The 12,505-nt window shown below is 64.6% G+C and carries 9 protein-coding genes, 2 pseudogenes and 1 other annotated feature; of the genes and pseudogenes, 6 read left to right on the plus strand and 5 right to left on the minus strand.

Annotation, left to right across the window (positions count from 1 at the left end):
- The first annotated feature begins 5 nt into the window (after window positions 1-5).
- The 5 genes from AB0310_RS11165 (at window position 6) to AB0310_RS11185 (ending at window position 5,619) form a co-directional block, all read left to right on the plus strand.
- Complete coding sequence (locus tag AB0310_RS11165) at window positions 6-956, plus strand: cytochrome c oxidase assembly protein (RefSeq protein ID WP_058631457.1); 951 nt, start codon at window positions 6-8, stop codon at window positions 954-956.
- Window positions 957-1,080: 124 nt separating this feature from the next.
- Complete coding sequence (gene lnt / locus AB0310_RS11170; RefSeq protein WP_232762584.1) at window positions 1,081-2,544, plus strand: apolipoprotein N-acyltransferase; 1,464 nt, start codon at window positions 1,081-1,083, stop codon at window positions 2,542-2,544.
- Window positions 2,529-3,044 carry a DUF3515 family protein gene (locus AB0310_RS11175; RefSeq protein WP_058631458.1) on the plus strand — a complete coding sequence of 172 codons (516 nt, stop codon included), beginning with the start codon at window positions 2,529-2,531 and terminating at the stop codon, window positions 3,042-3,044. Before lnt ends, AB0310_RS11175 begins: the two co-directional genes overlap by 16 nt.
- Window positions 3,041-4,939: a bifunctional copper resistance protein CopD/cytochrome c oxidase assembly protein gene (locus AB0310_RS11180; RefSeq protein ID WP_058631459.1), complete on the plus strand. Its 1,899-nt coding sequence runs from the start codon at window positions 3,041-3,043 to the stop codon at window positions 4,937-4,939. Before AB0310_RS11175 ends, AB0310_RS11180 begins: the two co-directional genes overlap by 4 nt.
- Window positions 4,936-5,619, plus strand: a complete 684-nt coding sequence (locus AB0310_RS11185; protein ID WP_168429240.1) for a copper resistance CopC family protein — start codon at window positions 4,936-4,938, stop codon at window positions 5,617-5,619. The genes AB0310_RS11180 and AB0310_RS11185 overlap by 4 nt, the downstream gene beginning before the upstream one ends.
- A 413-nt stretch (window positions 5,620-6,032) precedes the next feature.
- Here the strand turns inward: AB0310_RS11185 and AB0310_RS11190 are convergent.
- Window positions 6,033-6,353 (minus strand): annotated as a pseudogene (locus AB0310_RS11190) (integrase core domain-containing protein); the annotation flags it as partial.
- Between the two features lie 61 nt (window positions 6,354-6,414).
- Between AB0310_RS11190 and AB0310_RS11195 the strand changes: the two are divergent.
- Window positions 6,415-7,791, plus strand: a complete 1,377-nt coding sequence (locus tag AB0310_RS11195) for an IS30 family transposase (protein ID WP_442927844.1) — start codon at window positions 6,415-6,417, stop codon at window positions 7,789-7,791.
- A 7-nt stretch (window positions 7,792-7,798) separates the two neighbouring features.
- On the opposite strand, the pseudogene AB0310_RS11200 reads toward AB0310_RS11195, so the two are convergent.
- The 4 genes and pseudogenes from AB0310_RS11200 to AB0310_RS11215 all read right to left on the minus strand — a co-directional run.
- Window positions 7,799-8,748: pseudogene (locus tag AB0310_RS11200) on the minus strand (IS3 family transposase); the annotation flags it as partial.
- Window positions 8,315-8,449 (minus strand) — a sequence feature (AL1L pseudoknot). Its footprint overlaps the pseudogene before it by 135 nt.
- Before the next feature lie 313 nt (window positions 8,749-9,061).
- A complete protein-coding gene (locus AB0310_RS11205; RefSeq protein ID WP_336643201.1) occupies window positions 9,062-9,640 on the minus strand; it encodes a PIN domain-containing protein in 579 nt (192 codons plus the stop codon).
- A gap of 13 nt (window positions 9,641-9,653) precedes the next feature.
- Entirely contained in the window at window positions 9,654-10,847 is a 1,194-nt protein-coding gene (locus AB0310_RS11210) for an ImmA/IrrE family metallo-endopeptidase (RefSeq protein WP_336643200.1), read from the minus strand.
- Between the two features lie 246 nt (window positions 10,848-11,093).
- A complete protein-coding gene (locus AB0310_RS11215; protein WP_336643199.1) occupies window positions 11,094-12,500 on the minus strand; it encodes a hypothetical protein in 1,407 nt (468 codons plus the stop codon).
- Between the last annotated feature and the right edge of the window lie 5 nt (window positions 12,501-12,505).

Here is a 12,505-nt window from a genome sequence, read left to right on the forward strand (position 1 = left end):
CGACCATGCGTATGAGCGGCGAGATCCCCGACAGCCCCCCATCTCTGCAGGCGTTCCTCGCACCGGCCGACATTCCGCTTCCAGTGCTACCGATCGTTGCGGGGATCCTCGCTGCGCTGTATCTCGTCGGCGCGATCCGGTTGTGGACGCACGGGCGTCGTTGGCCCGTGTGGCGCACGGTCAGCTTCCTGCTCGGGTGCGTTCTCCTCGCGGCGGTCACCGGTCTGGGTGTTGAAACCTACGGCCAGGCGCTGGTGTCCGTTTTCATGTTCCAGCAGCTCACTCTGATGATGATGGTGCCGCCGCTACTGGTCCTCGGCTCACCCGGAACCCTTCTTCTGCGATCAACACCGCACCATGGGGCGGGACGGGTAGTCCTCACAGCGGCCCACAGTGCTCTTCGAAGCCCGGCCGCGAAATGGATACTCAGCCCGTGGGCCACTGTCCCGCTGTACCTGTTCGCGTTCTACGGCATCTACCTTGCGGGTGCTGCCGATGCCATCCTCGCTCTCCCCGGGGGCCACGTCGCACTCGAGGTCGGATTCCTCCTCGCCGGCATGCTCTTCACCATCCCCATCCTGTCCTCCGATCCGCTGCCGGTCAGGTTGGGTCATGGTGCCCGTGCACTGGACGTGTTTGCTGAAGCCGCGCTCCACGCGTTCTTCGGGGTGTTCCTCATGATGGCCAGCACGATCCTGGTCGGCTCATTCGTCGCCCCCACCAAAGCACTGGGCATCGATCCCCTCGCCGATCAGCAGCTAGCCGGCGCTCTGGCATGGTCCTACGGTGAAGCCCCGACCGTGCTGATGTTGATCTACGTGATGCATCGCTGGTTCCGCAGCGACACCGCCCGGGCTGCCGCGGCCGACCGGTACGCCGACGTGCACGGGAACACCGACCTCGACATGTACAACGCCTACCTCAAAAAACTGAGCTCTCATGACCGTGACCGCTGACCCATTGGTGAGACACGCCCTCTCCGTTCGACCACGGCGCGGGAACCCCCGAGCGCACGATGCGCGCCTACCAGCTGGGGTGCCGTTTCCCGTAGCGATCGTCGCGTCCGCCATCGCAGGAGGCATGCTGGATCTCGCCTACCCCGCAAACGGGTGGTGGCCCGCAACGTTCGTGAGCGTAACCATCGGGCTGTGGACGCTCCGCGGACGCTCTCTACCCGGGGCGTTCCTGATCTCCCTCGTCTACGGCGCGACCTTCTACTTCACCCACCTGGTATGGGTGACCCGGTTTCTGGGACCCATCCCATGGGTCGCGCTGGCTGGCTTGGAATCCCTGCTATTCGGTGCCGGCGGTGCGCTGATCGCACTCGCCTATCGGGTCACCACCACCCGCGCGGGATACGCGTATCGTGCGATCACTCCCATGCTCGTCGCCGGGGTATGGATGCTGCGAGAAACACTGATGGGGAGTACGCCGTACACCGGGTTCCCATGGGCGCGCGTCGGTTTCAGCCTCGCCGAGAGCCCGCTCGCGGAAGCCGCTTCATGGGTGGGAACCACGGGGCTGTCCTTCCTGACCGTTCTCGTCTGCGCGAGCGTCGTGGAAGCCCTCATCCTCCGCCGATGGGAGCCAGCAGCAACGGCCGTGGTCATCGTCGTTGCCGCGATAGCCATCCCTCTGTTCCCCACCGAGCAAGCGGGAATGATGCGCGTCGGATGGGTACAGGGCAACGGACCCAGCGGCTACTTCGACACCAGGACACCAGGCGACATCCTGCGCGCACAGGAAGAAGCGACATCTCCTCTCCTGGGGCGTGAAATGGACCTTCTCGTCTGGCCAGAAGGGGCCGTCGACGCCGATCCCCTGCGCGATGCCGCCGTCGCAGACCGCCTTGATCGACTCGTGCAGAGTGCCGGCACTCCGGCACTGGTGAATGCGGCAACCACCCGCGGAGCCGACACGTTCAACACCTCCATGCTGTGGACCAGCGCCGGGCCGCAGCAGCTCCACGACAAGGTCAACCCCGTCCCTTTCGGCGAATACGTCCCGGACCGTTGGTTCTACGAAGCCATCGCCCCCGACCTCATCGGATTGATACAACGCGAGTACACGCCCGGCTCCAACACACCCCTCATGAACGTTGACGATGTGCCCATCGGTCTGGCGATCTGTTTCGACGTCATCTACGACGACGTCATCCACCAAAGCGCTGCCTCTGGCGCGCAAATGTTCGTGTTTCAAACCAACAACGCGGACTTCAGAGGCACCGACGAGAACCTCCAACAGCTGGCCATCGCCCGCATGCGCGCGCTCGAAACAGGGAGAACTGCGGTGAACGTCTCCACCACCGGGACCAGTCAAGTCATCGGCCGCGATGGAAAGGTGCTGGCGCAGGTTGCGGTGGACACGACCGCGGCGAAGATCACCGAGGTCCCCCTCCGCACCGGCACGACTCTCGCTGTCGTGCTGATGCCGTGGCTCGACTGGATGCTCAGTATCGGAACGGTACTAGCGCTGCTCGTCATGTCGATCCGACCGCGACGGACTCGTGCTGACTCCCAGGAAGACGGATGGATGACGTTGTGAAGCTCAAGATTCTGACCTCTGTCGCGGCGCTGTGCGCACTGCTTGTGCTCACCAGCTGCGCACCCACCATCCACCTCGAGCCCGCAGCAAACGCGAACGACCCGCTGTGCGCAGAGGTCACCGTACGACTACCGGACTCAATTGGCGACCAGGCTCGCGTCTGGACGGACGCTCAGGCCACCGCAGCATGGGGTACCCCCAGCAGCGTGCTCCTCACCTGCGGGTTGGAGCCCCCGGCCCCCACCACCCTGCAATGTGTCAGCTTGGGTGGCGTCGATTGGATCGTCGACGAGGAGGAGACCCCGAATCTGCGGCTCACAACCTACGGCCGAGAGCCAGCTGCCCAGGTGTACGTGGACACCACCACCCTGTCGGCGGACGCGGTTCTCGAATCTCTTGCCGGGGCGATCCAGCAGCTCACCAAGACCGGTGAATGCACGGCGCCTGTGACAGAAGACCCGGACGCTCCTGGCACTGAGACAGGGGATACCACTCCATGAATGCCGTTGTTCTCCGGATCGCTGGACCGACGCTCCTCGTTGCCGCCGCACTCATCGCTGTGGTCGTCGGGCTCGCGATCGGTGGAGGAGCTGCACCAAGACTCACCAGTGACCCTGGAGCGCTCGTGCGATGGGGACTCCCGGCCGCGAAACTGTTCGTCAATCTCTCCGGTGCGGCGATGCTCGGGCCCCTGGTACTGGCGGTGTTCGCTCTCCCCTCGGCAGGGAAGCCCTTCACCGTCGCGCTCGATATAGCCTCCGCCGGCGCCGCGACCCTCACCATCACAAGCGGGGTGGTGGCTTACCTCACCTTCCTGTCCTCATTCAATCCGCAAGTGAACCTGAGCGCTGAGTTCGGCGCGCAGCTGGGCCGCTTCCTCCTCGACACCGAACTGGGACGATCATGGCTTATCACCGCGATCCTCGCCTCGGTCGTGACAGTCCTCGCATTCGCTGTGCGCAGCTATGGTGCGGTGCTGATCACAACCATGCTTGCGATCATCAGCCTGATACCCATGGCCACCCAAGGTCATTCGGGTGAGCTCGCCAACCACGATCCCGCGGTCATGTCCCTCGTCCTGCACGTCATTTCAGCAGCGATATGGCTCGGAGGTCTCATCCTGCTCGTCGTCGTGCGACCGATCAGCTCTCCGCACGAACTCGACAACGTGCTTCGCCGGTACTCGACGGTGGCGCTCATCGCGTTCATCGGTGTCGCCGTCTCGGGATACGCGCGGGCGCTCACTGCCCTCGGCCGGTGGGAGGATTTGGCCTCACCGTACGGCCTCATCCTTCTCACAAAGATCGGCGCTCTTCTGGTCATGGGCGTCCTGGGTGCCGCCTACCGCCGTCGACTCCTCGCAAATGCCAGCGAGGGCCGTGGCGCCTTCTGGATGATCGTGAGCGTCGAACTCGGTTTCATGGGTATCGCGAGCGGTGCGGCCGCCGCCCTCGCCCGCACCGCCGCCCCCGCCGATACGATCACACTGCCGCAGAACACCGCCGCGGAGATCCTCACCGACGCACCCGTCCCGATCGCACTCACCCTGCAGAGATGGTTCACGGCGTGGAGCCCCGACCTCCTCTGGGTGCTCGTCGCGGGTTTCGGAATCGTCTTCTACCTCGTCGGCGTCCAACGCGCACGGCGCCGCGGGTATCCGTGGCCAGCCAGGCGGACGGTCAGCTGGATTGCGGGGATGGGTGCGCTTCTGTGGACAACCAGTGGCCCGCTCGCCGCCTACGACGACTCGCTCATCAGTATGCGATTCCTCTCCTTCGCTCTCCTCAGCCTCGCGATCCCCTTGCTCCTTGTCTTCGCGGCGCCGATCACCCTCGCAGCCTTGGTCATCCATCCACGGGACGATGGAAGCCGAGGACCGCGGGAATGGCTTCTCTGGGCCGCCCACAGCCCGCTGGCCAGATTTACTCTGCGCCCCGTCGTCGCCGCGGCTCTTTTCGCCACGTCGCTGTGGTTGTTCCACTACTCCGACCTGTTCCGCTGGTCGCTCTACGACCAGCTCGGAGCGGAATGGATGATCAGCCAGCTCCTCGTCACCGGGTGCCTTTTCATACGATCGCTTTCCCTGAACGCGTCCACAACCCCCGAGGGGCGGTGGCGTGTGGCCTCACTCACTGCGCTCACAGGCGTGGCAGCGTTCTTCGGCATCGCCACGATCACTCGCTCCGACCTCATCGTCGCGGAATGGTTTGGCGCCATGGGGCGGACATGGGGACCCACCCCCCTCCAGGACCAGGCCCTCGCCGGAGCCGCCACCTTGGTGATCGCGGGAATGCTCGCAATCCTCACCGGCTTCTCCGTCCTCCACACGAAACGCAACAACCGACCTACCGACAGCACCCCCGTGCCCGCCGTACGAAAGGACCCGCACCTGTGACCTCCACCCACCGCACCCGCTGGCTCGCCAGCACACTTCTAGCTCTCATCACACTGGGAATCGTGGCCGCACCGGCCCCCGCAGCTCTCGCGCACGACAACCTCCTGGACACCGTGCCCGGGGCAGACGAAACCGTCACCCAACTTGACGACGTCGCTCTCACGTTCAGCGGGGAACTCATTGACTTCAGCCAGGCCAGCTTCGCCCAAGTGCAAGGACCCGACGGCCTCTTCTACGAATCCAGCTGCTCCACCATCGACCGCAACATCCTCACCACCCCGGTCGCACTCGGAGAACCGGGCGTCTACACCGTGCTGTGGAACGCCGTCTCCAGCGACGGTCACCCCATCTCCGAGAGCTTCACGTTCACGTACGCTCCCACCAGCAGCGAGCCAGGGCTGGGATGGGACAAACCAGCATGCGGGAACGAACAATCACGGATCCAACCGGCAAAGGCGTCGCCCTCCACCGCGCCAACCACCGAACCGCCAGCAGCGGACACCCCTGCCCCGGTGGTATCTGCAGGCGAGAACGAGGTGGCTTCAATCGCGATCCCGCTCATCATCGCCGTTGCTGTCATCGGTGCCGCGGTGATCACCGCCACCGTTGTCGTACGGCAAGTGAAGAAGAAAAAACACAACCGGTCGAGCGCCGACGTCCACACGGACCCGAAAGAGTGAGCCTCGTGCCAGGACAGTCGAACTCAAGTTCGATGCGTCAAATATGGGCCACAGATCAGAGATCACGGGCGAGTCGGCGCGACTTCGGCCCCCACGAACGGACGATAGACCAGACAGCGGGCAACGCGAGCATGGCCAATCGGCGCGCCCATGGCAGCAGAATCCACGAAGCCGAACTCGAGGAGAGGGCACAGTGAACGAACGACGCGTCTCCGCGGCTGCTACGGAGGCGGCTGAAGAATGCGGGTGTGCACCCACGCCCGCCGAACGCGACTCATTCTGGAAGCTGAGTGTGACTCGACGTGGCGCTTTCGGACTCGGCGCCCTCGGCGTCGCTGCATTCGCTGCATTCGGTATCGGCTCCGGCGTCTCAGCGGCGTACTGAAACGCCCTGGGTCTGATGGAGACTCGCGCTATTTGATTCCGACCAGTTGAGTGCGGTCGGTTTGGTCAGCATAGAACTTCTGCTCGAACTCGGCGGGTGGGATGTCGCCGAGGTAGCCGTGGAGGCGCTGGGTGTTGTGCCAATGCACCCATCCGAGGGTCGCGAGCTCGAGGTCCTCGACCGTCTTCCACGGGCCCGGACGGGCAGGGCCGCGGACGAGTTCTGTCTTGTAGTAGCCATTCACGGTCTCGGCCAGGGCGTTGTCGTAGCTGTCGCCGACGGTCCCGATCGAGGGCGTCGCGCCGATCTCGGCGAGGCGTTCGCCGTAGCGGATCGACGTGAATTGACTGGGCTCAACCGGTGGAAGCAACACCTGATCGGAGGGTGTTGTGGGACGACCATCGGAATGGATGAGAGAAGTGACCGGAAGAGCGCCGATGCGCTCTCCTGGGCACCCGGGGCATCCGCGTGCGCGGGAGCGTGAGTTCTGGGCGCAGATCAGCACCGGCCTGCTCCCAACGGAGGCGGGTGTCGCGATCGGCGTGGCGCCGGTCGTCGGGTCGCGGTGGTTCCGACAATCAGGCGGTATGTCACCGTATTCATGGCCGGCGCCGTCGGGCCGGTATCTGTCGTTGGCTGAACGCGAAGAGATCGCGATCCTGAAGGCAACAGGCGCCGGGGTCCGCGCGATCGCCAGAGCACTGGGACGCAACCCGTCGACCATCTCCAGGGAGCTGCGCCGCAACGCCGCGACGCGGGGCGGGAAGCTGGACTACCGCGCCTCGGTCGCGCAGTGGAAGGCCGAGCTGTTCGCCCGAAGACCGAAAGTCGCCAAGCTCGCCGCGAACCCTCAGCTGCGTGCGTATGTTCAGGAGCGGCTTTCCGGTCAGATCCGACGACCGGACGGGAGCGTTGTCGGGGGGCCGGTGTCGCCGCAGTGGATCGGGAGGAACAAGCCTCACCGGAAGGATCGCCGGTGGGTGTCGGGGTGGAGTCCGGAGCAGATCGCGAATCGGATCAAGCTCGACTTCCCCGATGATGACAGCATGCGCATCAGCCACGAGGCCATTTACCAGGCGCTGTTCATCGAGAGCCGTGGCGCTCTGAAACGGGAGCTCATCCTGTGTCTGCGCACCGGGCGAGCGCTGCGCATGCCGCGAGCCAGGTCCAAACGGGTTCCATGGGCTCACGTCACCGCGGACGTCCTGATCAGTGAGCGGCCCCCGGAGGCGGAGGATCGCGCGATCCCTGGTCACCACGAGGGCGACCTCATCATCGGCATCAACCGGTCCGCGATCGGCACCGTGGTCGAACGCACGACGGGGTTCACCACGCTTGTTCACCTGCCCCGCGAGGACGGATGGCGGGAACAGCCGATCGTCAAGAACGGGCCGGCGCTGTCCGGCTACGGGGCGCTGTCGATGAACAGGGCGCTGGCAGTAGCGATGAACACGATACCCGCGGAGCTCAAGCGCTCCCTGACCTGGGACCGCGGGAAGGAGATGTCCGCGCATGCTCAGTTCGCGATCGACACCGGCCTGACGGTCTACTTCGCCGACCCCCACAGTCCCTGGCAGCGCGGCACAAACGAAAACACGAACGGGCTACTCCGGCAGTACTTCCCGAAGGGCACCGACCTCTCACGCTGGACCCCGGACGACCTCGCCGCCGTCGCCCACGCCCTCAACACGCGACCCCGAAAGCGGCTCGGCTGGCGCACCCCCGCTGAGGCACTCGACGAGCACCTACACTTGCTGCAAACAGGCGGTGTTGCGACGACCAGTTGAATCCGCCTTGGCTGCCGGCGTCGCTGTGGCAGCGGAGGTTCTCGTGGCGGGTGCCGCGGCCCCAGCGGGCCATCTCGATCGCGTCGAGGACCATCTCGGTGCGCATATGTGACGCGCACCGCCACCCGACGATCATCCGGCTGAACACGTCGATGATGAAGCAGACATAAGCGACGCCGGCCCAGGTCGGCACGAAGGTCAGATCGGTGACCCAGAGCCGGTTCGGGGCGGTCGCGGTGAACTCCCGCTTCACCAGGTCCGGATGCCGCGCCGCGGCTGGATCTGGCCTGGTCGTCTTGACCCGCTTCGCACGCGTCGCGCCCTCGATGCCGGCGGCTCGCATGAGCCGACCGGTCTGGTCCCGGCCGATGTCGATCCCGGCACGGCGGGCGGTCTTCCAGAGCTTGCGGACGCCGTAGACGCAGTAGTTCGCGTTCCAGAGCGTCACCAGCTCCGGGATGAGGGCCGCGTCGCTGACCGCGCGCCTAGACGGGGCGCGGCTTTTCGCGGCGTAGTAGGTGCTCGGAGCCACCTGCAACAGGCTGCAGATGGGCTCGACCCCGAGCGGGCGACCCTCGACGATGTCGTCCTTGTTCGCGTCGATGAACGCGACTACTTCCGGTGTTGGCGGTCGAGCTCCGCCCCGAAGAAAGACGCGGCCCGCTTCAAGATCTCGTTCGCCCGCCGCAACTCCCGGACCTCCTGCTCAAGCTCCCGCACTCGACGCGCTTCCGCGGTGCTCACCCCGGCGACGTGACCGTCGTCGATGTCGGCCTGCTTGACCCACATCCTGACGGACTCGACGCCATAGCCGAGCTGCGCAGCGACCCGATGCACCGTCCCATGCTCGGTCCCGAGTTCCGCCCGGAGGGTCCGCACCATACGGACCGCTGCGGTTTTCTCCTCGGGCGAATACCGACGCGTCGTCGGCTTCCCTGATGTCTGCTCTTTCGGCATAACCCCATCCTCGTTTCCAAGGTCAGGAGCCTCCAACAAACTCAGGGCGCTTCAGGGACCCAGCGTGGACCGGTTCGCTTAGTGCAACGCGAGCACACCGTCGAGAAGATGGTCCGCGGAGGGCGCCGCCGGCTCCCACGATGTCACCAAGCACCCCAAGATCCCTCAGTCGGCGAGCCGCCGTGGCCGCGCACATCGCTCTCATCGATTCCGACCGTGGACGATGTCGGCGACAGGGCATCCTGGCAGTTCCCGAGACATCGACAGGGTGCCGGTCCCGCATGGCGAGCTGTGTCAGCCAGGGCGGCGTGGGTCAGAATGACTGTCCGCGTCTGAGACGGCGAATGCGGTCGTCGAGCGTGTCCGCCCCAGGCCACCGTGAGCACCGGCAACGCATGGTGCGCTGCGCGTCGAACACGTCCAGGTGGAACTGCGTGATCTCGTCGTCCGTGACGTGCCCGGCGGAGCAGGCCTCCCACAGCACCGAGCAGGCGTCTTTCACGTTCGCAGGGCCGAGCCTCCCCTGACGCCGGGCGAAGTCGAACGCGGCAGTGTCGTCGGTGACGAACACGGCCCCGATCTGCGCTGCCACCGCGATCGACTCCGCTTCGCCGAGGTGCTCATCATCCTCGTCCGTGCCACCTAGGAGGATCTTCAGTTGCAAGGTTTCCTTCAGCGGACCCTCGACCGGGTCGCCCAACCACTCCAGATCCAGCACCGGCTGACACCACGCCTGGCTTTTCGACATCCCGGCACCGACTAACACTTCTTCGCGTACCTGTTCCACCCACCGAGGCTCGTCAAAGTCCGCGTACGTCTTCTCCAGCACGTCCAACCGTCCGGTCGCAGCGAAATGCTCAAGCGTGACCGTGTCAAACAGGATCAGCGACATCGCAGGCGCCGAGTCAGCCAGGGAAACCCGTGGAGAACGCGTCGTCCTCCACGTCGACGGGATCGAACTCGCCGAACTCGATCGGCACGTCCGGCACCGGATCCGTCTGGGTGAGCATCATGATCACGTCATCGACGGACATACCAACCAGCCCCGCGATGGGCGCCGCACTCACCAGACCGTCCCGATACGCCCGCTTCAACGTGCCCAACAGTTGCGTGGGCAGCACGCACCGCTCCGAAAGTTCATCGCTGCGAGACTGCAGGACCACCTTGAGCCCCTCGTCCTCCAACGACTCAACGAACCGCATGCGCCGTAAGTCGATCAGCGCGTCTCGCCCGGCCGCGTTGATGTATCCGAGGTTGTGCAACCGGTACACGCAGGACCTGTACGACCCATCCAGCTCGTCCATCATTCGCGCCAACGCAGGCGCAATCCGCTTCTCCGATTCCTGAACGATCCGAGCGACATCGTCGCGGTGCAGGAGGAACTCCGCAGCGAACATGTTCGCGCGCCGCTCCTCCGGGCTGGACGAGGACACCCTCCCGTCGACGGTGATTCCGCCGTCCTCACCCGCGAGAAGGTGGCCGAGTTCGTGTGCCAACGTGAACAATGACCGTTGCCGCTGTTGAGTCGCATTGACCACGATCGTCGGATACGACCGGTTCAGCAGCGCCGCCCCGATAACGTCTCCCGGAAACGACTCCACGATCGTGTCGATCCCGAAGTGCACACCCAACTCCTCCGCGAGCCCCACGAATCGGCCGGCTCCCGTCTCATGGTCATCGATGCGCGATCGCACCCAGTCCGCAAGCACACGCGCTGCGGCCACTTCATTGCGTGCATCGACCAGAGGGACGTCCTCCCACACGGCGTGCCGGTACCGTGTGTCCGCCGGAAGCGCCAGGCGTAAGTCCTGAATCTGATTGACCCGCGCCAACAGGGCACTGTCAGCCGCGTGCATCGTCGTGACCGAGCGTGCGGCCGCCGCAAGAGACGTCGATGCGCCGTCTTCAAGGAGCGACAACACCGAAATCCCGAGCGCTCGCGCAATGCGGGTCGCTTCGTTCGCTTTGACGTTGCGCTTGTCGTTCTCGATCAACGAATACGCCGACGCCGACAACCCGACGCGCTCCGCAAGGTCCGCCGCGAGCATTCCCGACGCTTCCCGCGCAGCACGAATCCGCGCTCCCATTGTCCCAGCCATGCATGAATCGTAGCAGCGAAAATTATGAAAATCGAAAGTGGCATGCGGGACGCCACTATCCCGGCGGCGTGGCGGAGCGGATGGCGGTTCACGTCGATCCCAGTCGCAAGCGGTCAGATCAGAGGAGACAGCCACCGGGCACGGTGAGCGTGGCAACGGTGGTGCATGATGAGGGAGGAGCGGTCTCTGAGGCGACCGGCAGCACAGTCGCAGACCCCTCGTTGTGCCGTCACGTCGCCATCGATGTCACGACCCCGACGAGCCGCGCCCGAGGACAAAATGGAGCACCGTCACGTTGAGGTTCCGCGCAGCGTGCAGCCATTCCTGTTCCGACCCTGACGACTTCAATGCTTCCGCGTACCAACGCCGCCCCTGCTGAACGGGATTGACCGGATCGAACCGTCCATAGTGCGCCGTCGCGTTCCGTCTCGCCTTGAGTACTTGTATAAGTTCATAGAGGTCAGCGGCCGGAGTACTGAAATCACGCTCTGCCACATTGATGGCGGACAGCACCTTGACCACCATCGAGTACACCTTGGGTCCGGGATCCAACGGTCCCACTGTTTCGGGCCATGGCTCGCCAGAGGTGAGCGTGATATCCCCACCGTCACCGTAGCGCTCTGACAGCACCTCAAGCGCCGACCAGTGTTTGAAGAAACGGAAGTCCTCGTCGGTTTCGGCAAGCGCCTCAGCGAAGAGGCTAGCCCCAAGCCGGGCGACTGGATCGCTCTCCAATCCCTCGAACTCCGCCGTGAGCAGTTCGGGCGACTCGCCAGCGATGACGCCGCCCATCAAGTTTCCGCCGTAGTGCGTACCGAGCGGGTAGACGCGTGATCGGCTGGCGCCGTCAATCTGCCGTTGCTCGACGATCAGCGCAATCGGCATAGCCTTCGCGAGTCGATTGACCGACAGCACCAACTGAAGTCTTTCAATCCGCTCGACTGCCAGCCGGTGCGCGCTCTCGAAATCGGGCGCCCACACTTGAGGGAGCAATACCGCCGTACTTGGATGGCGATCCGACTTCGATGACGACCACTTCTCCGGATCCACCACGACTGGCAGCTTGAGCGACCCCAGAAACCTGTTCACGAGGTCGAGATGCTCACTATCGACCGGACGCTCATCAAGTGGGAGGGTGATGAGCCCCGGGTAGACGCAATGTTGGGTCGTTAGGACTCCGGTCAATATCGACACCACGCGATGCAGCCGGTTCGCTGGATCACTGGAGTCCCCAATCGGCGAGGCGAAGAGCGCATCGCACTCAGCTCTGAGTCCGTCATATATCAGCTGAGTCTCTTCCTCCGTCAGCGCCGGACCGTCCCAATTGACGAGCGAGGCGGGGTTACTAGCAGGGATCAAGTCCCGCCCCGCACACGTGAGACGATCCACATGAAGGCCCCAGAGCCTTTCGACGTCGATCCCTCGCGGTATACGTACTGATCCGGCACCTGAAGCGTCGAGCTGGGTACGTAGCGGGCGAAACGACAGGTATCCCGCTGGCGATGTCAGCCCGATGTGAACATCGACGTCATAACCCGCAAACTCAGCCCACCCCTCCAGCTGAACGACGATGTCCTGACCTGGAGTCAGGATTCTAGGAAGTATGACAGCGGAAGCCCCGGGGTGTCGGGTGGTCGACGCGTCGTCGCTCATCGTCG

Source organism: Microbacterium meiriae, assembly GCF_040702565.1.
Taxonomy (GTDB): Bacteria; Actinomycetota; Actinomycetes; order Actinomycetales; family Microbacteriaceae; genus Microbacterium; species Microbacterium meiriae.